Source organism: Pantoea sp. SM3 (assembly GCF_000963995.1).
Taxonomy (GTDB): Bacteria; Pseudomonadota; Gammaproteobacteria; order Enterobacterales; family Enterobacteriaceae; genus Pantoea; species Pantoea rwandensis_B.
This window is the reverse complement of the sequence record NZ_JZRD01000029.1, coordinates 59,832-83,452: the sequence shown is the minus strand read 5'-3', so window position 1 is coordinate 83,452 and position 23,621 is coordinate 59,832. Positions and strand designations below refer to the sequence as shown.

Sequence of the window (23,621 nt, the reverse complement as noted above, 5' to 3'; positions counted from 1 at the left end):
CATGGCTTGCGCTTCACTCCCGTAGCGGCCTGGCTCCATAGTGTGCCATCGCCTCGTAGCGGCATAATTCGATGGTGTGCCATCCCCCCCGTAGCGGCACGATTCAAGAAGTGAACCCTGAAAGTTGGACACCATTCCAACGAGTAGTGGAGTGACCCCGTTCCCGTAGAAATTCATCGCGCATCCGTTTATTTAGACGACCTCAATAACTTCTCCAGCGGCCTGACCAACGCCAGCACAGTTTCATCCTGCACCTGTGCCGCAGCATCCAGTTTGGCATGCATCCCGGCGACTTCGCTGGCACCGTACGCCTGATTACGCTGCATCGCATTGACCAAATCAATGCCCATGCGGCTCAGTTCCGCCACCTGCTGAACCTGCTGCTGCAACGGTTTCAATTGGTAATTGCTCAATATCAACGGCATCACAGCATCACTGTTGTTTTGCCAACGCTGAAATTGCTGGCGAATGGCGTTGGCCGCGCCGCGATCCTCGCGATTAGCCATCAGAGCATCCACCTGTTTGTCCAGTAAGCGCACCGCTTCGCTCTCGGCAGGCAGCACATCCGCCAGACGGTTGAGCGGCTCAAAGTAATCGTAATGCCCGGCCTGGAACTTCAGGTGCTGACGCGTGTAATACTGTGCCGGTTCCAGCACCTCCGCCAGCACGCGCAGCGGCGTGATATCGCAGGTGTTGGCCAACCGCATCATCTGCACGTCCGCCTGCTGATGCTGTTGTAATCCCACCGATACCGTGCCCCAGCGGTCCACCGCGTTTAAACGCTGATACATGTTGTCGCTGTCGGTGACATCCTTCGCCGACCACAGGCGCTCAGCCACCACAAAGGCACGCGGCCATAGACGCGTATCAATGACCCGACTGTTGACGTTTTCCGCCCACAGCGCAGCCTCGCCGCCAATGAGATTGTTTTGCATCTGTTGTGGCGTAGGGACGGAGGGTTGAATGCCGGTTGGCACCTGCGCCAGCTTATTGCCCTCGGTGGGATAGCGCACATTGCCCACCAGCATGTAGCCGGTCAGTTTGTCCTGCGTCAGAGTGACCATTGGCTGGAACGGCCCCATCCAGGTATCAACGCTAAAGGTCAGCTGCGTGGGTGACAGCCAGCGAATATCACTCACCATGCGCCGCGCTTTGCCGCTGAAATCAATAAAGCCACGCCAGCCGTTTTTCGCTTCCACCAGAGTGAAACTGCCTTTGACCGGGCTGCCCTTCAAACGCGGCATGGTGAACTGCCAGCTCTGCGCTTGCTCTCCGGCTTGAATCTGATCCTGCCCCTGAAGTCCCTGCGGCCAGGGCTCGTTGCGGTAGTGATAAGCCGCAGTCTGTGGCTGATCGAGGTAAAAACCGGTTGAGAGAATGCCACGGAAATCGTGCTTCGCCACCTCACCTAACGCATCCTGCCCCTGCCAGGACTGGATCAAAATGCTGTTCGGCAAATCCGGATGGTAAACCTCATCCCAGCCAATCATGCGACGTTGATGCGCTTCCAGGATCTTCTCCACCCGCTGATTGAACCACGCCTGTAATGCGTGCGTGTCCTTCAGACCATGGTCGCGCATAAACTGCTGTATTTTCGGCGAGTCATTCCACTGTGTTGGATTCACTTCATCTCCGCCGATATGGATATAGGGATCCGGGAAGATCGCGGTGACTTCACCCATCAGCGTATCGATAAAGGTGAAGACGGCTTCGTTGCTGGGATCAAGCAACGGTTTAAACACACCCCAGCCGCGTTCCATCTTGTACGGGCCCGGCGCGCTGAGCAGTTCTGGCATCGCCACCGCGATCGCCGAGGCGTGCCCCGGCACATCAATTTCCGGCACCACGCGCACACCGCGCTGTGTGGCATAACGCACCACATCGCGCATTTGCTGCTGCGTGTAGTAAAGGCCGTCGCTGGCCTTCTCCTGCAACTGCGGATAGTGGCTGGAGGCAAATCGCCAGCCCTGGTCATCGGTCAGATGCCAATGGAATACGTTCATACGCGCAGCGGCGATACCGTCGATTTGCCGTTTCACGGTTTCAATCGGCAGGAAGTGGCGTGCCGAGTCGATTAGCACCCCGCGCCACGGGAATCGTGGTTTATCGTCAATGGTGACATAGGGGATATGCGTTCCCGTCTCATTATTCTCAATCAACTGCAGCAGGGTCTCCATGCCGCGCATCGCACCGAAACGCGTGTTGGCTTTTAGCGTCACGCCGCCGCTGTTGACCTCAAGATGATAGCTCTCATCGCTGTCCGGCTGTGGCAAGGGATCCACCGCCTGAGCGATTTGCACCTGGATCGTCGCCTGATCGCCCGGTGCGCTGGTGGGCAGCAGCGGCCAACCGGTTTGACGTGAAATACGTGCTCGCCAGCGCGCTTCAGCCCCCTCCAGATGATCGCCCGTAATATTCAGCGTGAATTGCGGCGTCAGCGTGAACTCGCCACCGCTGGCGGGCTGTACCACTTTTTGCGGCCAGGGCATTAAAGGCAGATCAGAGGCGGGGGCGGCAACAGCGGAAAAAGTCAGGGATAAACAACAGGCGAGCAGCGTTCGTTGCAGAGGCATGTAAGGCATCCTTGTAATTAAATGACGGGCCAAAAATAGGCAAAAAAAAAATCATTAAACCTGCTTCGCATCGCAAATCAAGTTGTAAAAGGTCGAAGTTTGGTCTGCTTAAAACTTTTGAAGTTTAGTCCGCTTTACCATTGTGCGGCTTTCAATCTTCGTTATGTCTTCTTTGCGGCAGGTCAAAAACAACGCAATTAATTTCAGCCAAAACACCACATATTGCGATTACACTCTGCACAAATATCTACATATAGTTTCACGGAGAGAAAATGGCGGCGGTGGTGATTAAGCGAGACGGCTGTAAAGTGCCGTTTGAAGCGCAGCGTATTGCGCTAGCGGTTCAGGCGGCGGCGCAGGCTGCTCAGATTGATGATGCGAGTTGGTGTACACAGGTCGCAGAGCAAGTGAGCCAGCGATTGTCCGATCGCATTGAGGTCGATATCCGTGACATTCAGTGCGCAGTGGAAGAGACGCTGATGGCCGGACGCTGGCCGCAGCTGGCGCGCGCCTATATCGAGTATCGCCATGACCGTGATTTAGCCCGTGAACAACGTGGCAAACTGCACCACGCCATTCGCGGCCTTGTGGAACAAACCAACGCTGCGCTGCTCAATGAGAATGCGAATAAAGACAGTAAAGTGATCCCCACGCAGCGCGATTTACTGGCGGGCATTGTTGCCAAACATTATGCCCAGCAGCAACTGCTGCCGCGTGATGTGGTGCTGGCGCATGAGCGCGGCGAGATTCATTACCACGACCTCGACTATTCGCCATTTTTCCCGATGTTTAACTGCATGTTGATCGATCTTCAGGGCATGTTGAACAACGGCTTCAAGATGGGCAATGCCGAAATCGAGCCGCCAAAATCCATTGCCACCGCGACGGCGGTGACAGCACAAATCATTGCGCAGGTCGCCAGCCATATTTACGGTGGTACCACCATCAACCGCATTGATGAAGTGCTGGCGCCGTTTGTGACGCTTAGTCTGGAGAAACATCGCGCCGTGGCACAACAGTGGCAGATTCCGGATGCGGAAGCCTATGCACGCGTGCGCACCGAGAAAGAGTGCTTTGACGCATTCCAGTCCCTGGAATATGAGGTCAACACACTGCATACCGCCAACGGACAGACGCCGTTTGTCACCTTTGGCTTTGGACTCGGCACCGATTGGGCCGCGCGCCTGATCCAGCAGTCGATTCTGCGCAACCGCATCGCGGGGCTGGGTAAAAACCACAAAACCGCGGTGTTCCCTAAACTGGTGTTCGCCATCCGCGAAGGTGTGAATCGCCGCCCCGGCGATTTTAACTACGACATCAAACAGCTGGCGCTGGAGTGTGCCAGCAAACGTATGTATCCCGACATTCTCAATTACGACAAAGTGGTGGAATTCACCGGCTCGTTCAAAACCCCGATGGGCTGCCGCAGCTTCCTCGGCGCGTATGAGGAAAACGGTAAGCAGATCCACGAAGGGCGAAATAATATTGGTGTCATTAGCCTGAACCTGCCGCGCATCGCGCTGGAAGCCAAAGGTAATGAAGCCCATTTCTGGCTGCTGCTGGATGAGCGGCTAGAACTGGCTAAGCGCGCTTTAATGACACGCATCGCCCGGCTGGAGAAAACCAAAGCACGCGTCGCGCCGATTCTCTACATGGAGGGCGCGTGTGGCGTACGTTTGAATGCTGATGACGAAGTCGGCGCGATTTTCCGCAACGGCCGTGCTTCGATCTCGCTCGGCTACATTGGCCTGCATGAAACGCTGAACGCGCTGAGCGGCAATGAAGTCCATCCGTATGATGCACAGCACCTGCGGGAAAAAGGCGTGGCGATTGTACAGCGTCTGCGCGACGCCGTGGATGCGTGGAAAGACGAGACAGGCTACGGTTTTAGTCTGTACAGCACGCCGAGCGAAAACCTGTGTGATCGCTTCTGCCGACTCGATGCCGCCGAATTTGGCGTGGTGCCAGGCGTCACCGACAAAGGCTATTACACCAACAGCTTCCACCTCGACGTCGAAAAGAAAGTGAATCCCTACGACAAGATCGATTTTGAAGCGCCCTATCCTGCCATCGCCAATGGCGGCTTCATCTGTTATGGCGAATACCCCAATATTCAGCACAACCTCAAGGCGCTGGAAGATGTGTGGGATTACAGCTATCACCGCGTACCCTATTACGGCACCAATACGCCAATCGATGAGTGCTACGAATGCGGCTTTACGGGTGAATTCAGTTGCACCAGCAAAGGCTTCACTTGTCCGTGCTGTGGTAACCACGATCCGGCGCGGGTTTCCGTCACGCGCCGTGTTTGTGGCTATCTGGGCAGCCCTGATGCGCGGCCGTTCAATGCCGGTAAGCAGGAAGAGGTGCAGCGTCGCATTAAGCATCTGGATACCGGACCGCTGGGATGATGCGTATTCACCGCTATTACCCCGTCGATATCGTCAACGGGCCGGGCACACGCTGTACGCTGTTTGTCGCGGGCTGCGAGCATCAGTGTCGCGGCTGTTATAACCAGAGTACCTGGCGGCTGGATTCCGGTGTGCCTTTTACGTTAGAGAGGGAAGAGCAGCTGATTGCCGATCTCAAAGATCAGCGCATTCCACGTCAGGGGCTGTCGCTGAGCGGCGGCGATCCCCTGCATCCGCACAACGTACCGCACATCCGCCGTCTGGTGAAACGCGTGCGGCGTGAATGCCCGGATAAAGATATCTGGCTGTGGACCGGCTATGAGATGGCGGAACTGAGCGCGGCACAGCGTGAAGTGGTGGATGAAATTGATGTGCTGATCGACGGGCGGTTTGTGGAAGCGGAGAAAGATGCGCGGCTGCTGTGGCGCGGCAGCCGCAATCAGAAGATCTGGTATTTACGTCAGCCACAGGGCGAGTGTGCCGAGGAGCATACCGCTCAGCGCCACGCCAGCCAGGGCGATCCACAAGGCGCGCGCCGGGAAGGCACGGTGCAGCATCAGTAAGGACGGCACACTCACGGCGGGTAAGGTCACCAGCAGCGCTAACGCAGGCGCGAGCCCCATGCCCGCCATCATCATGGTCTGTACAATGGGAATTTCTGCGGCTGTCGGGATGACAAACAAACAGCCCGCTATCGCCATCAGCATCACCCAAAACAGCGTGTTGCCCACTGCGCCATCGGCATGCGGAAACAGCCAGACGCGTGCCGCACCCAGCAACAGCACGGCAAAGATATACAACGGAATGGTGTTCCAGAACAGTCGCCACATGACGCGCAGCCAGCGAGTCAGAAACGGCTGCTCGCTGTCGGCAGCCATCACCATGGGCGCGGCAATGGTTTGTTCCGGCACGCTGCGCTGTACCAGCGACGCAATCCCCAGCACCATGATTAAGCCCGCCACCAGCCGAATCGCTGCGAAGTGCCAGCCCAGCACAAAGCCCATAAAGATCAGCGTGGCCGGATTCAGCAGCGGGTTCGCCAGCCAGAAGGCCATCGCCGCCCCGCTGGATACCTGCGACTGACGCAACCCCGCCGCCACTGGCGCGGCACAACAGGTGCACATCATGCCCGGCAAACCCAGACCGGTGCCGATCAGCGTCGATCCAAACCGCGAGTTGCCCATTAAGCGAAGCAGCCAGTTGCGCGGAATAAGCACTTGTACCAGCGATCCCAGCATCACACCTAACACTGCAGCTTTCCAGACGGCGAGGAAGTAAACCATCGCGTAATCCAGCGCCGCGCGCCACGGTGAGTCCGCGGCATTCGCCAGAATGGATTTGCCGATCGAGTGGGTTTCAGCCGCCGTGAAGGCTTTGCCGTAGTAGGGCTGCCATTTGACGTACCACAGGCCAATGACGACAACGGCGAGGAACAGCAAAGGTTTCCACCATGCGAAGCGCGTCGCCGGGGCAGATGTTGCAAGTTGGGTCATAGCAGGTTCCGTATTCTACAGAATAACGAATGCCGCACCGGAGAGTGAGGCGGTTAATCCATAGTGTTATTCAGGTTATTGGAATCTGCTACGCAAAGTTAGCGTAAGTTTGATCGGGCGCGGAAATTTAACTTTCGCCGGTATTGTCTCGCTGCCAGACAATTTTTTTGCCGAAACCCAGCGCGTTGTCGGTCATCTTCACTGCATCCAGCGTGATTTCCCATAATGGTGCCTGAACCTTGCGGGCAATCGGAAAACGGTTCTGGTAAGCGTGACGCGCCTGGGCTTCACGCTCGCCATTTAGCCGCTGAATTCGGCCACTGTACTGCACGCCTTTGATTAGCAACACGGTTTTCGGCTGGCCGTTAACCGTGCCCGCCACGCGCGGATGGGCTTGCATAAGGGTGCCGTGTCGCGTATCGGGTTCGGTCATCAACCAAAATGCCATACGCGTTTCATCGAAGACGTAAAAGCAGTTTGCACACCACAGATCGTCGCCATGACTGGCGCACAATGACAGGGCACGCTGTTTTTTGAGATAGCGAATAAGATGAGAATGGTCAGACACAATGCAACTCCATGCGGCACATAGCGAGGTTAACCTAAGCGCGCTACACTGCCCAACAGCCATCGAACAGGAAAAGTCATATATGCAACAGGGCTGGCAGCTTTACATGCTGCAAACCGCCGCCGGGATGATTTACACCGGCATTACCACCGATGTGCATCGTCGCCTGCAGCAACATCAGAGCGGAAAAGGTGCACGCGCATTGCGTGGCAAGGGTCCGCTGACGCTGGTGTTTAACTGTGATGCCGGCGATCGCGCGGCCGCTTCGCGTTTGGAATATCAGGTGAAGCAGCTCAGCCGCACGCAAAAGCTGCTGCTGGTTGCACAGCAGCCTGCATGCCTGAACGCATGGTTTAATCGAAACGATTAAAAGGTTCAGCGAATGCGATCAGCCCTTCAGCGCCCGTAAACGCATCATCCGCTAACTTGTACACCTGAAACGCCGCTTCACTGCCCAGCCAGCGACAGTGCAAGCCATGACGTGCCGCCGGTTCGAAGCCCAATGGGTTGTAGAATTCGGGATCGCCCAAGACCACCACCGCGCTGTAGCTGAACTCGTTCAGGGAATCGAGCCCTTCATACACCAGCTGTTTGGCAATGCCCTGCTTACGAACGGATTCATCTACCGCCAGCGGCGCCAGCGCCACCCAGTTGCGGTCTTCACCTTGCAAGGTCACCGGGCTAAAGGCGGCATAACCCAACACCTGCCCTTCATCGTCCGTGGCCACCACACCCAGCGTTAACAGACCATCTTCACGTAGCTGCTGCACCAGTTCAGCCTCGGCGGAGGTCGCAAAACTGCGCTTCAATAACGTGTCGATGCCCGCCGCATCTACACCAATTTCAGTACGAATTAACATGAGATCCCCGCGCGCGCCTCAGCGGCCTCCGCGTCCTGTTTCATTCCTGCCTCAACAAAGGCAGCCAGCTGCTGCAACCCCGTGCGCAAAGGCGTGGGCATGGCCTCCAGTTCAATGGCATCCATCAAATTCTTCACCTCCAAACCCAGCTCCGTGTCGCCCTCAATCACCAGACGGCGTTGGAAGAACAACATATCGGGGTCTGCTTTGCGTGCTGCCACCAGCAACAAGTCGTTGGCTTCACCGCGGAACCAGACATCTGCCTCGGCGTCGCGTGAAACGGTCAGGCGTCCATTCTGCAAGGTGGTGATCCAGCGCAGATTCACATCTGCAATCTCAATCCCCAGAAAGCGCCCTTCCAGAAAGTCTAACTCACCTTCAGACAAAGCATGACGAAATTGCCAGTTTAAGAGTTGTTGCAAAACCACTTTTTTTACAGGGAATGGGGTGAGTGAAACAGGTAAGGTAAGGAATTCTGGGCCTTTTTTCACCATCAGGCCGCGTAAGCGCGAAAACATCATCAACAATCCCTTCAGAAAATTTTACCTATATTGCCACATCCAGGCGCCCTCGCCTCCACTGAGATCAAGGAAATCGCTGAACAATTGATTAAATAACCTTCACTCTGCATGCTGAGTGACGCTTTCACTGCCTTAAATCAACATTCACGCCTGTCGCCTTCCCTACACTTTAACGCTTCGGAATTCGGGGGGAGGAAATGTATGGAACTGCTGTGTCCAGCGGGGAATTTACCTGCGCTGAAATCGGCGGTGGAGCATGGCGCCGATGCAGTGTATGTCGGTTTGAAAGATGACACCAATGCCCGCCACTTTGCTGGCCTTAATTTTACTGACAAGAAGCTGGCAGAAGCGGCGCGCTTCCTGCATCAGCACCGCCGCAAGCTGCACGTGGCCATCAACACCTTTGCCCATCCTGATGGGATGAATCGCTGGCAAACGGCCATTGATGTGGCGGCGCAGAACGGCGCAGATGCCTTGATTCTCGCCGATATCGCCACGCTGGAGTATGCCGCGCAGCGTTATCCGCAGGTGGAACGCCATCTTTCCGTGCAAGCTTCGGCCACAAATTTGCAGGCCATCCACTTTTACCATCGCCATTTCGATCTCAGCCGCGTGGTGTTGCCACGCGTACTGTCGATGCATCAGGTGAAACAGCTGGCGCGTGAAACACCGGTGCCGCTGGAAGTGTTTGCCTTTGGCAGCCTGTGCATTATGGCGGAAGGCCGTTGCTATCTCTCCTCCTGGCTGACGGGGGAATCACCCAACAGTGCGGGTGCCTGCTCGCCGGCAAAATTCGTGCGCTGGCAGCAAACGCCGCAGGGAATGGAATCACGCCTGAATGAAGTGCTGATTGATCGTTACAGCGCCGATGAGAGCGCCGGTTATCCCACTCTGTGTAAAGGGCGCTATGAAGTGGATGACCAGCGCTATCACGTGCTGGAAGAACCCACCAGCCTGAACACCTTATCGCTGTTGCCGGAGTTGCTACGCGCCAATATCGCTTCGGTAAAAATTGAAGGCCGCCAGCGCAGTCCGGCTTATGTGGCGCAAGTAGCAAAAGTGTGGCGCCAGGCGATTGATCGCTGCATGGCCTCGCCCGAGCAATTCGCGGTGCAGGAACCCTGGATGCGCGCGCTGGGCGAACTTTCTGAAGGTAGCCAGACCACGCTCGGTGCCTATCACCGCAGCTGGCAGTGAGGAGACGCTATGAAATATGCCATCGGGCCGGTGCTATGGTACTGGCCAACGGAGACGCTGGAACACTTTTATCAGCAGGCAGCCGACAGCTCTGCTGACATCATCTACCTCGGCGAAGCGGTATGCAGTAAACGTCGTGCGACCCCATTCCAGCAATGGATGGAATTAGGCCGTTATCTGGCACAACACGGCAAACAGGTGGTGCTCAGCACGCTGGCGCTGTTGCAGTCACCTTCGGAAGTCAAAGAGCTGCGGCGCTATGTGGAGAACGGGGAATTTTTGCTGGAAGCCAACGACATCGGCACCGTTAACATGGCGGCCGAGCGTAAGCTGCCGTTTGTCGCCGGGCCGACGCTTAACGTCTACAACGCGCAAACACTGCAGCTGCTGCTAAAAGAAGGTATGACGCGCTGGTGTTTGCCGGTCGAGATGTCGCGCGACTGGCTGATTCAGCTATTGCAGCAGTGCAATGCCGCAGGCCTGCGTGACAAGTTTGAAGTGGAAGTGATCGGCTATGGCCATCTGCCACTGGCGCTGTCAGCACGTTGCTTTACCGCCCGTTCCGAAAATCGCGCCAAAGATGACTGCCAGACTTGCTGTATTAACTATCCTACCGGCCGCCGTGTGCTGTCGCAGGAGGGCCAGCAGGTGTTTGTGTTGAATGGCATCCAGACCATGAGCGGCTACTGTTATAACCTCGGTAACGATTTGGCCGGTATGCATAACTGGATCGACATCGTGCGCCTCTCGCCGCAGGATGAAACTACGCTGGCAGAGGTCGATCGCTTCCGCGCGAACGAAGCCGGCGAAGCGCCGCTGATGATGGCGCGCGGCAGTGACTGCAATGGTTACTGGCGTCGTTTGGCCGGTATGGCGCTTGAAGGCGGACGCTAAAGGCACATTCCGGCTATATTCCCGCTGTTAATAGCAGTTTTAATATGGGTAATGATGCGTAATACTGACTGGCGCAGGTCTGATAACACCTGCGCCATCCTTATCTGGAGTGCCCATGTCTGAGAAAAAAACAGTTCGCCTTTCCGTACTGGATCTTGCACCTATCCCGCAAGGTTCTGCTGCGCGCGAAGCTTTCCACAATTCGCTGGCGCTGGCGCGTCAATCTGAAGCCCTTGGTTTCCATCGTTACTGGCTTGCTGAGCACCACAACATGACCGGTATCGCCAGTGCGGCAACCTCCGTGTTGATTGGCTATCTGGCCGCGAATACCGAAACTCTGCGCCTCGGTTCTGGCGGTATTATGCTGCCCAACCACGCACCGCTGGTGATCGCTGAACAGTTTGGTACGCTCGAATCGTTATACCCGGGCCGTATTGATTTAGGGCTGGGCCGTGCACCGGGTTCTGACCAGCGCACCATGCTCGCGCTGCGCCGCCATCTCTCCAGCGCCCAGGCGGATAGCTTCCCGGAAGATGTGGCAGAACTGATTCGTTGGTTTGATGCCGAAGAAGGTGAACATCCGCCAGTGCAGCCAGTGCCGGGTTTAGGCTTGAAAATTCCTGTCTGGCTGTTGGGCTCCAGCCTCTACAGCGCACAGCTGGCCGCGCAGCTCGGCCTGCCGTTCGCCTTTGCTTCCCACTTTGCACCGGACCTGTTGTTCCAGGCACTGCATCTCTATCGTGAGAAATTCAAGCCTTCAGCGCGTCTGGCAAAACCGTATGCCATGGTGTGCGTCAACGTGGTCGCGGCGGATAGCGAGCGCGATGCGCGCTTCCTGTTTACCTCGATGCAGCAGCAATTTATTAATCTGCGCCGTGGCAAACCCGGCCCGCTGCCTGCACCGGTCGAGAACATGGACAACCTGTGGTCGCCATCAGAGCAGTACGGTGTACAGCAGGCGTTGAGCATGTCGATTGTCGGTGACAGCGATAAAGTGCGTCAGGGACTGGCTGCGCTGATGCGTGAAACGCAGGCCGATGAAATCATGGTTAATGGCCAGATTTTCGATCCGCAAGCCCGCCTGCGCTCGTTCGCGCTGGCCATGGAAGCCGCTCGTTCACTGTAAAGCTTACTGCGGTGGGGACAGGCCTTCTGGCCCCACTGCGACCATGCGCACATCCCGCGCTGGCGATTGCCCGTAAAAGCGGCTGTATTCGCGGCTAAACTGTGAAGCACTCTGATACCCCACGCGATACCCTGCGGTTCCCGCATCCAACTTATCAATCAGCATCAGACGCCGCGCTTCGTTAAGACGCAGCTGCTTTTGATACTGCATTGGTGTCATGGCTGTGACCGATTTGAAGTGATGATGCAGCGATGAAATACTCATGCCCACGCTGCTGGCCAGCTGATCCATCTTAAGCGGCTGATGAAAGTTTTCGCGTAGCCAGCGTGCCGCGCGCGCCACTTTGTTGCCCGGCCGTTCCGTCAACGCCATGTTGAGGATGCGCGGCCCTTCTGGACCGGTGAGGAGTCGATAGAAAATTTCCTGTTCAATTAACGGTGCCAGCGCCGGAATATCCTGGGGCTGATCCAGCAGCTCAATCAGGCGGATCACGGCATCGACCAGTGGCGGCGCCACTTTGTGTACCGTAATCCCACGTTCATTGGTTACCGTTGCGCCAATCTGCTGCAGCGGAAAATGTTCGAGGTAGTGCATCAGGCGCGTTTCGTTGATGGTGATCCCGACGCCCAGATTCGGTTTTTCCGCCGTAGCCTGCACCACGCAGGATTGCACCGGCATATCCAGCGTCACTAACAGCAGATCGCCCGGTCCGTAATGCATCACGTCTTCACCCATGCGCAATGCTTTTTGCCCTTGCGCCACCAGTGCAAAACTGGCCCAGGTGGCAATGTGCGACAGGCTCGTGGGTTTGGAGCTTCGGCCAAAAGAGAGAAAATCGATGGGGCTGAAGTGGCGGCCATCTTCGGGGGTATGGCGAGCGATCATCGCCACCAACTGCTGCCACTGTTCCTGATGAATCATGCGTTGCGCACTCCGTGATGAGTGATCACTGTCCCCGCATTCTCGCCTTTCGCTCGCGTTACGCCTAGTCCCTGCACAGCACATTTGCAGGATTGTGCAAAAAGCTTGCAGGATTGCGCTACCGCAAAATTGTAGGGACAGCGCATGCTTACCCTTCCCCGAATTCTCAGGTGGAGAAACACAATGAAAGCACTTGAAGGCAAAATCGCGCTGGTGACGGGCGCCTCGAAAGGCATTGGCGCCGCCATTGCTATGACTTTCGCGGCGGCCGGCGCTCGCGTCATTGTTAATTACCGCCAGGATGAAGCGGGTGCGGCAGATGTGGTCACGGACATCTGCGAGCTAGGCAGCGATGCCATTGCGGTACAAGCAGATATCTCCCGCGAGGCCGATGTGCAGCGTTTATTCGCGCGCAGCATCGAGCAGTTTGGCGCACCGGATATCGTGGTCAACAATGCCGGTATTTTCCATCACGGCGATTTCGCCGAACTCAGCCTCAGTGAAATGCAGCAGCAGCTCAATGTAAATGTATTGGGCACGTTACTGGTCTGCCAGCATGCGGCGAAACATTTCCCGGCTCGCGGGGGCACCATCATTAACCTGAGCGCCCTTAACAGCCAACGCAGCACGCCCGGCTCGGTGTTATGGGCAGCGACCAAAGGGGCGATTGATACCTTAACCCAAGGCCTGGCGCGTGAGCTCGGGCCGCGTAATATCCGCGTCAATGCGCTAGCACCGGGAATCATCCTGACCGAAGGTTTACTGGCTGCCAAGAAGATGAATCCGGATGTCAAAGCGAAACTGATCGCTGCTACGCCGTTGGGACGATTTGGTCTGCCGGAAGATGTGGCGCAGGTTGCCCTGTTTCTGGCTTCAGAAGAGTCAGCCTACGTCAGTGGAGAGCGGGTGTTGATTGCCGGCGGCGTGTAACGTTTAATTTACGAACATAAAAAAAGGGACGCCGAGGCGTCCCTTTTTATTTTTAAGCGTTAATCGCTTAAGCGTCACGACGACGTGGTGCAGAAGCACCTTCTGGACGTGGGCCACGACCGCCTTCACGGCTGAAGCGTCCGCCTTCACGGCCTGAGTCACGACCACCTTCACGACGCTCAGAGAAGCGACGCGGCGCGCCTTCGCCACGCGGTGCGCCATTACCACGACGCTCACCATCACGACCGCCTGGACGACGTTCACTACGTTCGAACGCAGGAGCATCACCCATCAACTGCATGTTCATCGGCTTGTTCAGAATGCGCGTGCGAGTGAAGTGTTGCAGAACTTCGCCCGGCATACCTTTTGGCAGCTCGATAGTTGAGTGGGTACCAAACAGCTTGATGTTACCGATGTAACGGCTGCTGATGTCACCTTCGTTAGCGATCGCGCCCACGATATGACGAACTTCAACACCATCATCACGGCCCACTTCAATGCGGTACAGCTGCATTTCGCCAACGTCACGACGTTCGCGACGAGGAGCGCCATCACGGTCACCGCGATCGCCACGGTTTTCGCGTGGACCACGTGAGTCACGTGAATCGCGACGATCATCACGGTCGCGGAACTCACGACGTGGTGGGCGTGGTGCTTCTGGTGGCAGAATCAGTGGACGTTCGCCCTGTGCCATTTTCAGCAGTGCTGCGGCCAGTGTTTCGAGATCCAGATCTTCGCCCGGCTGCATTTTGCTTAGCAGTGCACGGTACATATCCAGATCGCTGCTTTCCAGTTGCAGCTGTACTTTGGCGGCGAATTTAGCCAGACGGCGCTCGCTCAGCAGTTCTGCATTTGGCAGTTCAACTTCTGGAATAGTCAGCTTCATGGTGCGTTCGATGTTACGCAGCAGACGACGCTCGCGGTTCTCAACGAACAGCAGCGCACGGCCCGCACGACCTGCACGACCAGTACGGCCGATACGGTGAACGTAAGACTCAGCATCCATTGGGATGTCATAGTTAACAACCAGGCTGATACGCTCAACGTCCAGACCACGTGCTGCAACGTCGGTTGCGATCAGGATATCCAGACGACCATCTTTCAGGCGCTCCAGTGTCTGCTCACGCAGAGCCTGGTTCATGTCACCGTTCAGTGCTGCGCTGTTATAGCCGCTGCGCTCCAGCGCTTCAGCCACTTCCAGCGTGGCGTTTTTGGTACGCACGAAGATGATGGCAGCATCGAAGTCTTCCGCTTCCAGGAAACGCACCAGCGCGTCAGTTTTACGGCCGTAAGCGGTCCAGTAAGACTGAGAAATGTCAGGACGCGTGGTCAGGCTTGACTGAATGCGTACTTCCTGTGGATCTTTCATGAAGCGTTTGGTGATACGACGAATCGCTTCTGGCATGGTTGCTGAGAACAGCGCGGTCTGGTGACCGTCTGGGATCTGCGCCATGATGGTTTCAACGTCTTCGATGAAGCCCATACGCAGCATTTCATCAGCTTCGTCCAGCACCAGACCGCGCAGGTTAGACAGATCTAACGTGCCGCGTTTCAGGTGGTCCAGCAGACGACCAGGCGTACCTACGACAACCTGTGGTCCTTGGCGCAGTGCGCGCAGCTGAACGTCATAACGCTGGCCGCCGTACAGGGCAACCACATTCACGCCACGCATGTGTTTAGAGAATTCCGTCATGGCTTCAGCAACCTGAACAGCCAGTTCGCGGGTTGGAGCCAGCACCAGAATCTGTGGTGCGCGGACAGTTGGATCAATGTTGTTCAGTAACGGCAGGGAGAATGCCGCTGTTTTACCACTCCCGGTCTGCGCCATACCCAGCACATCACGGCCCGCCAGCAGGTGAGGAATACACTCAGCCTGGATTGGGGATGGCTTTTCGTAGCCCATGCCGTTCAGTGATTCGAGGATGTCAGCGTTCAGGCCAAGGTCAGAAAAAGTGGTTTGAATATCAGTCATGTAGTACACGTGCCTCTTAGATTGCGGCGGCCAGTCTACATAACTCGTCGTGAAAATTTTCAGTCATTTTCATCAAAAAGTGTGAACCGGCTCAAATTAGAAGTTTTGACGAACAGAAAAGCCCTCACCTTGAAGATGATGACTTTACAAGTATTCAGGCAATAAAAGTTCGTCAGCTATTGCTGGTCAGATTCTGATAAATCGTCTTGTGTCTGGCCGAGTTGCGCCAGTTCCAACAATGCGTATCGGTGCTCAACAAAGTTGTTAACATTGTTAGCGACCGCCAGTTTGAACAACGCTTTCGCGTCGTCCTTCTCCCCCAGACTTAGGTAGTACTTACCTAAATAGAAGTTGGTTTCACTGAGATGTTCAGCGAGCGAGGTGTTATCCGTTGCGTCCGCCTTGAGACGTTCCATCAGCGTTTTTTCACTGATGTCGCCAAGGTAGAACTCGACAATATTCCATCCCCATTGGTCCCGGACCGCTTTGTCATGTCGCTGTCTCAGCGTGACTTTGGCCTTGTCGGCGTCCATATCGCTTTCAACGAGATAGAGCCAAAGGCTGCGGAAAGGATCGTTAGGATCGTCTTGATAAAACGCCAGCAGATCATCTTGCGCTAACTTGTATCGACCGCCGTAATAGAGGGCGATACCACGGTTTAAATGCGCATAGTTGTAAGTTGGATCAAGCTCAAGTACAGAATCAAACGCTTCATAGGCAGCATCAAAATTGCCTGCCTGCGTTAAATATATACCGAGGTAGTTAAATACCTCAGGCATATCCGGTCTTATAGACAGCGCTTGCGAAAAATCGTTCCGCGCTAATGCCCTCAGACCCAAACTATCATACAACACTCCGCGCTCATATAATAGCTGTGCGCGTTCATCATCGGTCAGGGCACGACTGGCAAGAATTTGTTCCATTCGCGCCAGGATCACCTCTTGCTGCAGTGTGGGCTGCAAAGGTACTGCCAGAACTTCGTTCTTACGCCAATTGGAGTTGCTGCATCCTGCCAGCGTGATAGCTGTCGCAACAAAACACCAGCGCAAAAAAGGCTTCATTTCCCACTCCCGAATACAAACATTGGGATAACCATCCTGTCATCCGCCTGCTGTGCACAAGGATTCCCGCCCTCGCGATGATCCAAACACTTCTCCCCGCAGAGCAGGGAGAAGCCAATCAGTAAACGCTTACTCGGCGTCAGGTGCATTCGTCGCAGCGGTAGCTTCTTCCGCTGGTTTCTGCTCTGTCGCTTCTTTGATGCTCAGGCGTACGCGGCCCTGACGGTCCACTTCCATCACTTTGACTGGAACTTCCTGACCCATCTGCAGGTAATCGGTCACTTTCTCAACACGCTTGTCAGCGATCTGAGAGATGTGTACCAAACCTTCTTTACCGCCGCCGATAGCAACGAAGGCACCGAAATCAACGATACGGGTGACTTTACCTTCATAGATACGGCCCACTTCGATTTCAGCCGTAATCTGTTCGATGCGACGGATCGCCTCTTTTGCTTTGTTGCCATCAGTTGCTGCGATCTTCACGGTGCCATCATCTTCAATTTCGATGGTGGTGCCGGTCTCTTCAGTCAGCGCACGGATGACAGAACCACCTTTACCGATGACATCTTTGATCTTATCAGCGTTAATTTTGATGGTGTAGATGCGTGGTGCGAACTCAGAGATCTCCTGACGTGGCGTGCTGATTGCCTGCTCCATAACGCTCAGGATGTGCAGACGAGCACCTTTAGCCTGGTTCAGAGCAACCTGCATGATTTCGCGGGTGATACCTTCAATTTTGATATCCATCTGCAGCGCAGTGATACCGTCGCGGCTGCCCGCAACTTTGAAGTCCATATCACCGAGGTGGTCTTCGTCACCCAGGATATCAGACAGAACCACGAAGTTTTCGTCTTCTTTAACCAGACCCATAGCAATACCAGCAACGGCAGCTTTGATCGGTACGCCTGCGTCCATAAGTGCCAGAGAAGCACCACACACGGAAGCCATAGAAGAAGAACCGTTAGATTCAGTGATTTCTGACACTACACGTACGGTGTACGGGAAGGATTCTTGCTTAGGCATTACTGCCAGCACGCCACGCTTCGCCAGACGGCCGTGACCAATTTCACGACGCTTCGGTGAGCCAACCATACCGGTTTCGCCCACAGAGTACGGAGGGAAGTTGTAGTGGAACAGGAAGCTGTCAGTACGCTCGCCCATCAGCTCGTCCAGATTCTGTGCATCACGGGCAGTACCCAGAGTTGCAGTGACCAGAGCCTGAGTTTCACCACGGGTGAACAGAGAAGAACCGTGAGTACGCGGCAGTACGCCAGTGCGCACGTCCAGACCACGAATCATATCTTTTTCGCGGCCATCGATACGTGGCTCACCACGGATGATACGGCTACGCACGACGCTCTTCTCGAGATCGTGAACGATGTCAGCGATTTCGCCAGCATCCAGCGTTTCGTCTTCAGCCTGCAGCGCCGCGATAGTCGCGTCTTTAACTGCGCCAACTTGCGTGTAACGCTCTTGCTTATCAGTGATGCGGTAAGCATCAGCGATGCCGGCTTCTGCCAGTGCAGCAACACGTGCAATCAGTGCATCGTTTGCTGGCTCTGGTTGCCAATCCCAACGCGGTTTGCCTGCTTCAGCAACCAGTGCGTTGATGTTTTCAATCACAACCTGCTGCTGATCGTGGCCGAATACCACCGCGCCCAGCATCTGATCTTCAGTCAGGATGTCAGCTTCTGATTCAACCATCAGAACCGCGTTCTGCGTACCTGCCACAACCAGATCCAGACGAGATTGTTTGATCTCATCAGCAGTTGGGTTCAGTACGTATTGATCGTTGATGTAACCTACGCGCGCTGCACCGATTGGGCCGTTGAATGGCAGACCAGACAGCGCTAATGCTGCAGAGGCACCGATCATCGCAACGATGTCCGGGTTAACCTGTGGGTTGACAGAAACAACGGTCGCAATAACCTGCACTTCGTTGATGAAACCTTCCGGGAACAGTGGACGCACTGGACGGTCAATCAGACGAGAAATCAGGGTTTCGCCTTCGCTTGGACGGCCTTCACGACGGAAGAAGCTACCCGGGATACGACCAGCAGCGTAAGTACGCTCCTGATAGTTAACCGTCAGCGGGAAGAAATCCTGACCTGGTTTGGTTTTTTTCTGGCCAACAACAGTCACGAATACCGCGGTGTCATCCATGCTCGCCATAACTGCTGCAGTGGCCTGGCGCGCCATCATGCCGGTTTCCAGCGTGACGGTATGCTGACCATATTGGAATTTGCGTACGATCGGGTTCAGCAAAATTTAAGTCCTTAAATTCGAGGGGCTGAGCACTTTTGGGCTCGCCGGGGTTTACCGATCTTTAGTTGCATCCTCGCGACTAATGACAATCTTCAACCGCTCATGCGGTAAAGCCTCTCATTAGCCGCGCGAAACGCTGCAAGCAAAGATCACTCTCAGCAACAATACATGAGTTTGGTACGGAATGCTGCGGATTGCTCGAAAAAAGGGGCCATAAAGGCCCCCTTTTCGCGAAACTCGCACAAATCTGATCGTCAGATGCGCTTTTCTGCATAGTGCATGTGCTACATCGTTGATCAGATTCTTCAGACTTAGCGACGCAGACCCAGGGTTTCGATCAGGCTGGTGTAACGTGCTACGTCTTTACGCTTCAGGTAGTCCAGCAGCTTACGACGCTGAGATACCATGCGCAGCAGACCGCGACGGCTGTGGTGGTCTTTTTTGTGCTCAGAGAAGTGACCCTGCAGGTGGTTAATCTGAGCAGTCAGCAGAGCAACCTGAACTTCAGTTGAACCGCTGTCGTTAGCACCACGACCGAATTTAGCAACGATCTCTGCTTTAGCTTCTACGCTTAGAGACATAATGAACTCCGAAATAATAAATGAATGGTTGGGTGCCGATCTCTAATTCAGCAGCCCGCTTTAAAAGCCGCGCTATTCTACTCTTCGCCACATAGCAACGCAAATGCGCCGTTAGGTCTAAGTGAGCTTAATGATTAGGCGGGAAACTCAACCACCAGACGACGCGGCGCCACGCGCCCATCCTCGGCGATTTCAGCCATGCCGATAAATTTGTGCTCTTCACCTTCAGTGACACGCACTAACCCCTGTTCAGGCGCATTCGCCGCCTGCACTGGCATCCCCTGCTTGAAATAAGCGGCGACAGAGGGCAACAAATTCACGATGGGGAACTCTTCCGCTGGGCTATCCATCGGCAGCAGCAGCGCATCAAGTGCACTGTAGTCTGGCGTTTCTGCTGCGTTGGCTTCCGCCGCCATCGCCTGCAACTGCTCAAAGGTGATCATGCGCTCAATCGGATACTTCGCCACCTGCAAACGACGCAACATAATCACATGTGCGCCACAGCCGAGCTTCTCACCGAGGTCATCGATGATGGTACGAATATAGGTACCTTTGGAAACGTGAATTTCCAGCTCCAGCTCATCGCCTTCCCAGCGTATAAACTGCAGTTCAAACACGGTAATCGGACGCGCTTCACGCGGTACGGTAATGCCTTCACGCGCGTACTCATACAGCTTGCGGCCCTGATACTTTAGCGCAGAGAACATGGTGGGTACCTGTAAGGTGTCACCACGGAAGCTCTCCAGCGCCGCATCAAGCTGGGCTTGATTGAAGGTCACCGGGCGCGTTTCGACGATATTGCCATCAGCGTCTGAGGTATCCGTACGCTCGCCAAGGCGGGCAATAACACGATAGCGTTTATCGGAATCGAGCAGGAACTGCGAGAACTTCGTCGCTTCACCGAGGCAGATCGGCAGCATGCCTGTCGCCAGCGGATCAAGCGCTCCGGTGTGGCCCGCTTTGTTCGCGTGAAACAGACGCTTCACTTTCTGCAGCACATCGTTTGAGGATGCGCCCTGATGCTTATCCAGCAAAAACACACCGTGGACGTCGCGACCGCGACGACGAGGACGACTCATTAGTCCTCCTTGTCATCTTCCGCCGGGCTTTCACCACGACGCTCAACGTCACTCTTGATCACGTTGCTAACCAGGTTTGACATCCGCATCCCTTCGATCAGCGAGTTGTCATAGAAGAAGGTCAGTTCAGGCACGATACGCAGACGCATCGCTTTCCCTACCAGAATACGGATATAACCCGAGGCTTCTTTCAGCGCTTTCAGGCCATTTTTTACCGCATCTTCATCCTGATCATTCAAAAAGGTCACGAAGACTTTGGCATACGCCAGGTCGCGCGACACTTCTACACCGGATACCGTTACCATCATGCCAAGGCGCGGGTCTTTAATTTCACGTTGCAGGATAATTGCGATTTCTTTCTGCAGTTCCTGAGATACGCGCTGTGGGCGGCCAAATTCTTTTGCCATTTTTTCTTTCTCCCAAATAATTCGGGAGGCCAGAGGCCTCCCAAATTGCAACACATCAAGTGATGATCAATCGATGGTGCGTTTAATTTCAATCACTTCAAAGACTTCGATCATGTCACCAACGCGAACGTCGTTGTAGTTCTTCACGCCGATACCACACTCCATGCCGTTACGCACTTCGTTGACATCGTCTTTAAAGCGACGCAGAGATTCCAGCTCGCCTTCGTAAATCACCACGTTGTCGCGCAGTACGCGAATCGGGTTGTGACGTTTGATGTTGCCTTCGGTGACCATACAGCCAGCAATGGCGCCAAATTTCGGTGACTTAAATACGTCACGCACTTCGGCCAGACCGATGATCTGCTGTTTGAATTCCGGTGCCAGCATGCCGCTCATGGCTGCTTTTACTTCGTCAATCAGATTATAGATAACGGAGTAGTAGCGCAGGTCCACATTTTCAGCGTCAATCACGCGACGCGCAGAAGCGTCAGCACGGACGTTAAAGCCGAGGATGATGGCGTTGGAAGCCGCTGCCAGGGTCGCGTCGGTTTCGGTGATACCACCCACGCCCGAACCGATAATCTTCACCTTCACTTCGTCGGTGGAGAGTTTCAGCAGCGAGTCGGAGATCGCTTCCACTGAGCCCTGTACGTCGGACTTCAGCACGATATTCAGCTCGGACACTTCGCCTTCGGTCATGTTGGCGAACATGTTCTCCAACTTCGACTTCTGCTGACGCGCCAGTTTCACTTCGCGGAATTTGCCCTGACGATACAGTGCAACTTCACGTGCTTTCTTCTCATCACGCACAACAGTCGCTTCATCACCCGCTGCTGGCACACCAGACAGACCAAGGATTTCCACTGGAATGGATGGACCCGCTTCCAGCACTTCACGACCCAGTTCGTCACGCATCGCACGGACACGGCCGTATTCGAAGCCGCACAGTACGATATCGCCTTTGTTCAGCGTACCTTCACGCACCAGCACGGTCGCAACCGGGCCACGACCTTTGTCGAGGAAGGATTCGATAACCACGCCGCTCGCCATACCTTCACGAATGGCGGTCAGTTCCAGTACTTCAGCCTGCAGCAGAATCGCATTCAGCAGGTCATCAATACCGGTACCCGCTTTCGCAGAGACGTTAACGAACATGTTTTCACCGCCCCACTCTTCCGGAATGATTCCGTACTGGGTCAGTTCATTCTTCACGCGATCCGGGTCTGCTTCTGGCTTATCAATCTTGTTCACCGCAACCACAACCGGCACTTTGGCCGCTTTGGCGTGCTGGATGGCTTCGATAGTCTGTGGCATCACGCCGTCATCGGCAGCAACCACCAGAATAACGATATCCGTTGCCTGCGCACCACGTGCACGCATCGCGGTAAACGCGGCGTGGCCCGGGGTATCCAGGAAGGTTACCATACCGTTGTCAGTTTCAACGTGGTAAGCACCGATATGCTGTGTAATACCGCCAGCCTCGCCTGAGGCGACTTTGGTTGAGCGGATATAGTCCAGCAGCGAGGTTTTACCATGGTCAACGTGACCCATGATAGTGACCACCGGAGCGCGTGACTCCTGCGCTGCATCGGTATCACGATCGTCCATCACCGCTTCTTCCAGTTCGTTCTCGCGGCGCAGGATCACTTTGTGACCCATTTCTTCCGCAACCAACTGGGCTGTTTCCTGGTCGATGACTTGGTTAATGGTTGCCATTGCGCCCATTTTCATCATCGCTTTGATAACCAGTGAGCCTTTCACCGCCATTTTGTTTGCCAGTTCGGCAACAGTAATGGTTTCGCCGATGATCACATCACGGTTAACAGCCTGAACGGGTTTGTTGAAGCCCTGCTGCAGTGCGCTTGGCTTACGGTTTTTACCACCTTTACCACCACGGAACTGCGCACGCGCTTCTTCGCGATCAGTTTTCGCTTCAGAATGCTTGTTGCCTTTTTTGGCTGGGCGCGCTGCTTTGGTGGTACGCGCACGTCCACGTCCGCCTTCAACTTCGCGGTCGTTTTCGTCTTCAGCCTGACGGGCATGAGTGGAAGTGGTGACATGGTAGTCGCCTTTGTCTTCTTCCTCTGGTTTTTCCCATTCAGCTGATTTCTCTTCAGCCAGGCGGCGGGCTTCTTCTGCCACACGGCGAGCATCTTCTTCCAGCTTACGGCGTGCTTCTTCTTCCGCTTTGCGTTTCAGTTCAGCCGCTTCGGCTTCACGACGCGCCTTATCAGACTGCGCAGCCTTGGTTACTTCATCGGTAGGTTGATTAGTCACTTTCTCATTTTCCGCTGCTTCACGCTTGGCCTTTTCAGCGGCTTCGCGCTTGGCTTTATCTTCGGCTTCACGTTGCGCTTTTTGTTCAGCTTCGCGACGGGCTTGTTCTTCCGCCTCGCGACGCGCCTGCTCTTCCGCTTCACGCTGCGCCTCGGCTTCAGCTTCTGCCTGAGCTTGCTCAGACTCAGCATCACCTTTCACGTATGTGCGTTTTTTGCGGACTTCGATTTGCACCGACTTACTTTTACCCCCGGTGACGGGAATATTCAAGGTGCTGCGCGTTTTGCGCTGTAATGTCAGTTTACTTGAACCGGTCTGACCGTGCTCACGATTCAAATGGGACAGTAAGGTTTCTTTCTCTTGCTGGGACACCGCATCGTTTTCAGACTTGCGGATCCCTGCGTCAGCAAATTGCTGTACCAGGCGATCGACCGGAGTCTGAATTTCGGCGGCCAGCGATTTTACGGTTACATCTGTCATGCTGT

At 55.1% G+C, this 23,621-nt stretch carries 20 protein-coding genes and 1 pseudogene; 7 read left to right on the top strand and 14 right to left on the bottom strand.

Going from position 1 to position 23,621, the window contains the following annotated elements; translation table 11 throughout:
• Window positions 1-188 precede the first annotated feature (188 nt).
• Window positions 189-2,573 (bottom strand): beta-N-acetylhexosaminidase, encoded by a 2,385-nt coding sequence (locus VI01_RS16230; RefSeq protein ID WP_045815899.1) that lies wholly within the window; start codon window positions 2,571-2,573, stop codon window positions 189-191.
• A 272-nt stretch (window positions 2,574-2,845) separates the two neighbouring features.
• Here VI01_RS16230 and nrdD point away from each other — a divergent pair, with 272 nt between their 5' ends.
• The gene (gene nrdD, locus VI01_RS16225; protein ID WP_045815898.1) at window positions 2,846-4,984 is read left to right on the top strand and encodes an anaerobic ribonucleoside-triphosphate reductase; all 2,139 of its coding nucleotides are present in this window, start codon (window positions 2,846-2,848) and stop codon (window positions 4,982-4,984) included.
• Window positions 4,981-5,445 (top strand): annotated as a pseudogene (gene nrdG, locus VI01_RS16220) (anaerobic ribonucleoside-triphosphate reductase-activating protein); the annotation flags it as partial. The gene nrdD and the pseudogene nrdG, both read left to right, overlap by 4 nt.
• Here nrdG and VI01_RS16215 read toward each other — a convergent pair.
• Both VI01_RS16215 and VI01_RS16210 read right to left on the bottom strand, forming a co-directional pair.
• Window positions 5,440-6,477 carry a permease gene (locus VI01_RS16215; protein ID WP_038649381.1) on the bottom strand — a complete coding sequence of 346 codons (1,038 nt, stop codon included), beginning with the start codon at window positions 6,475-6,477 and terminating at the stop codon, window positions 5,440-5,442. The pseudogene nrdG and the gene VI01_RS16215 overlap by 6 nt on opposite strands.
• A 127-nt stretch (window positions 6,478-6,604) precedes the next feature.
• Window positions 6,605-7,045, bottom strand: a complete 441-nt coding sequence (locus VI01_RS16210) for a YhbP family protein (protein ID WP_045815896.1) — start codon at window positions 7,043-7,045, stop codon at window positions 6,605-6,607.
• A gap of 82 nt (window positions 7,046-7,127) precedes the next feature.
• On the opposite strand from VI01_RS16210, the gene VI01_RS16205 reads away from it, so the two are divergent.
• On the top strand, window positions 7,128-7,415 hold the full coding sequence (locus VI01_RS16205; protein ID WP_038649386.1) for a GIY-YIG nuclease family protein: 288 nt from the start codon (window positions 7,128-7,130) through the stop codon (window positions 7,413-7,415).
• Here VI01_RS16205 and VI01_RS16200 read toward each other — a convergent pair.
• Window positions 7,399-7,905, bottom strand: coding sequence for a GNAT family N-acetyltransferase (locus VI01_RS16200; RefSeq protein WP_045815895.1), 507 nt, complete (start codon window positions 7,903-7,905; stop codon window positions 7,399-7,401). The two genes, VI01_RS16205 and VI01_RS16200, sit on opposite strands and share 17 nt — an antisense overlap.
• Window positions 7,899-8,423, bottom strand: coding sequence for an SCP2 domain-containing protein (locus tag VI01_RS16195; RefSeq protein WP_038650280.1), 525 nt, complete (start codon window positions 8,421-8,423; stop codon window positions 7,899-7,901). Before VI01_RS16195 ends, VI01_RS16200 begins: the two co-directional genes overlap by 7 nt.
• 204 nt (window positions 8,424-8,627) lie before the next feature.
• Between VI01_RS16195 and VI01_RS16190 the strand changes: the two genes are divergently transcribed.
• The 3 genes from VI01_RS16190 to VI01_RS16180 all read left to right on the top strand — a co-directional run bounded on the left by VI01_RS16190 (window position 8,628) and on the right by VI01_RS16180 (window position 11,643).
• Window positions 8,628-9,623 (top strand): peptidase U32 family protein, encoded by a 996-nt coding sequence (locus VI01_RS16190; protein ID WP_038649392.1) that lies wholly within the window; start codon window positions 8,628-8,630, stop codon window positions 9,621-9,623.
• 9 nt (window positions 9,624-9,632) lie between these two features.
• Window positions 9,633-10,517, top strand: a complete 885-nt coding sequence (locus VI01_RS16185; RefSeq protein WP_045815894.1) for a U32 family peptidase — start codon at window positions 9,633-9,635, stop codon at window positions 10,515-10,517.
• 115 nt (window positions 10,518-10,632) lie between these two features.
• On the top strand, window positions 10,633-11,643 hold the full coding sequence (locus VI01_RS16180; RefSeq protein WP_038649397.1) for a luciferase-like monooxygenase: 1,011 nt from the start codon (window positions 10,633-10,635) through the stop codon (window positions 11,641-11,643).
• Between the two features lie 3 nt (window positions 11,644-11,646).
• On the opposite strand, the gene VI01_RS16175 is transcribed toward VI01_RS16180, so the two are convergent.
• On the bottom strand, window positions 11,647-12,564 hold the full coding sequence (locus tag VI01_RS16175) for an AraC family transcriptional regulator (protein ID WP_038649400.1): 918 nt from the start codon (window positions 12,562-12,564) through the stop codon (window positions 11,647-11,649).
• Between the two features lie 183 nt (window positions 12,565-12,747).
• On the opposite strand from VI01_RS16175, the gene VI01_RS16170 reads away from it, so the two are divergent.
• Window positions 12,748-13,494 (top strand): SDR family NAD(P)-dependent oxidoreductase, encoded by a 747-nt coding sequence (locus VI01_RS16170; protein ID WP_045815893.1) that lies wholly within the window; start codon window positions 12,748-12,750, stop codon window positions 13,492-13,494.
• Window positions 13,495-13,561: 67 nt separating this feature from the next.
• Here VI01_RS16170 and VI01_RS16165 read toward each other — a convergent pair whose 3' ends face one another.
• From VI01_RS16165 to infB, 8 genes are all read right to left on the bottom strand, one after another.
• Window positions 13,562-15,466 (bottom strand): DEAD/DEAH family ATP-dependent RNA helicase, encoded by a 1,905-nt coding sequence (locus tag VI01_RS16165; protein WP_045815892.1) that lies wholly within the window; start codon window positions 15,464-15,466, stop codon window positions 13,562-13,564.
• 16 nt (window positions 15,467-15,482) lie between these two features.
• Complete coding sequence (yrbN, locus tag VI01_RS25955; RefSeq protein ID WP_100229640.1) at window positions 15,483-15,539, bottom strand: protein YrbN; 57 nt, start codon at window positions 15,537-15,539, stop codon at window positions 15,483-15,485.
• A 103-nt stretch (window positions 15,540-15,642) separates the two neighbouring features.
• Window positions 15,643-16,527, bottom strand: a complete 885-nt coding sequence (gene nlpI / locus VI01_RS16160; protein ID WP_008104288.1) for a lipoprotein NlpI — start codon at window positions 16,525-16,527, stop codon at window positions 15,643-15,645.
• A gap of 129 nt (window positions 16,528-16,656) precedes the next feature.
• Complete coding sequence (gene pnp, locus VI01_RS16155; RefSeq protein WP_045815891.1) at window positions 16,657-18,792, bottom strand: polyribonucleotide nucleotidyltransferase; 2,136 nt, start codon at window positions 18,790-18,792, stop codon at window positions 16,657-16,659.
• A gap of 311 nt (window positions 18,793-19,103) precedes the next feature.
• The gene (gene rpsO / locus VI01_RS16150; protein WP_034826514.1) at window positions 19,104-19,373 is read right to left on the bottom strand and encodes a 30S ribosomal protein S15; all 270 of its coding nucleotides are present in this window, start codon (window positions 19,371-19,373) and stop codon (window positions 19,104-19,106) included.
• A gap of 134 nt (window positions 19,374-19,507) precedes the next feature.
• Window positions 19,508-20,452 carry a tRNA pseudouridine(55) synthase TruB gene (truB, locus tag VI01_RS16145; protein WP_045815890.1) on the bottom strand — a complete coding sequence of 315 codons (945 nt, stop codon included), beginning with the start codon at window positions 20,450-20,452 and terminating at the stop codon, window positions 19,508-19,510.
• Window positions 20,452-20,859, bottom strand: coding sequence for a 30S ribosome-binding factor RbfA (gene rbfA, locus VI01_RS16140; RefSeq protein ID WP_034826517.1), 408 nt, complete (start codon window positions 20,857-20,859; stop codon window positions 20,452-20,454). The genes truB and rbfA overlap by 1 nt, the downstream gene beginning before the upstream one ends.
• Window positions 20,860-20,925: 66 nt before the next feature.
• Complete coding sequence (gene infB, locus VI01_RS16135; protein WP_045815889.1) at window positions 20,926-23,616, bottom strand: translation initiation factor IF-2; 2,691 nt, start codon at window positions 23,614-23,616, stop codon at window positions 20,926-20,928.
• Window positions 23,617-23,621: the final 5 nt, after the last annotated feature.

Coding starts and splice junctions, on each gene's coding strand:
- rpsO (WP_034826514.1), bottom strand. CDS start 19,373: ATGTCTCTAAGCGTAGAAGCTAAAGCAGAGATCGTTGCTAAATTCGGT.
- VI01_RS16200 (WP_045815895.1), bottom strand. CDS start 7,905: ATGTTAATTCGTACTGAAATTGGTGTAGATGCGGCGGGCATCGACACG.
- VI01_RS16175 (WP_038649400.1), bottom strand. CDS start 12,564: ATGATTCATCAGGAACAGTGGCAGCAGTTGGTGGCGATGATCGCTCGC.
- nrdD (WP_045815898.1), top strand. CDS start 2,846: ATGGCGGCGGTGGTGATTAAGCGAGACGGCTGTAAAGTGCCGTTTGAA.
- VI01_RS16185 (WP_045815894.1), top strand. CDS start 9,633: ATGAAATATGCCATCGGGCCGGTGCTATGGTACTGGCCAACGGAGACG.
- VI01_RS16230 (WP_045815899.1), bottom strand. CDS start 2,573: ATGCCTCTGCAACGAACGCTGCTCGCCTGTTGTTTATCCCTGACTTTT.
- VI01_RS16205 (WP_038649386.1), top strand. CDS start 7,128: ATGCAACAGGGCTGGCAGCTTTACATGCTGCAAACCGCCGCCGGGATG.
- truB (WP_045815890.1), bottom strand. CDS start 20,452: ATGAGTCGTCCTCGTCGTCGCGGTCGCGACGTCCACGGTGTGTTTTTG.
- VI01_RS16165 (WP_045815892.1), bottom strand. CDS start 15,466: ATGACTGATATTCAAACCACTTTTTCTGACCTTGGCCTGAACGCTGAC.
- nlpI (WP_008104288.1), bottom strand. CDS start 16,527: ATGAAGCCTTTTTTGCGCTGGTGTTTTGTTGCGACAGCTATCACGCTG.
- infB (WP_045815889.1), bottom strand. CDS start 23,616: ATGACAGATGTAACCGTAAAATCGCTGGCCGCCGAAATTCAGACTCCG.
- VI01_RS16215 (WP_038649381.1), bottom strand. CDS start 6,477: ATGACCCAACTTGCAACATCTGCCCCGGCGACGCGCTTCGCATGGTGG.
- VI01_RS16195 (WP_038650280.1), bottom strand. CDS start 8,423: ATGTTTTCGCGCTTACGCGGCCTGATGGTGAAAAAAGGCCCAGAATTC.
- rbfA (WP_034826517.1), bottom strand. CDS start 20,859: ATGGCAAAAGAATTTGGCCGCCCACAGCGCGTATCTCAGGAACTGCAG.
- VI01_RS16180 (WP_038649397.1), top strand. CDS start 10,633: ATGTCTGAGAAAAAAACAGTTCGCCTTTCCGTACTGGATCTTGCACCT.
- VI01_RS16190 (WP_038649392.1), top strand. CDS start 8,628: ATGGAACTGCTGTGTCCAGCGGGGAATTTACCTGCGCTGAAATCGGCG.
- VI01_RS16170 (WP_045815893.1), top strand. CDS start 12,748: ATGAAAGCACTTGAAGGCAAAATCGCGCTGGTGACGGGCGCCTCGAAA.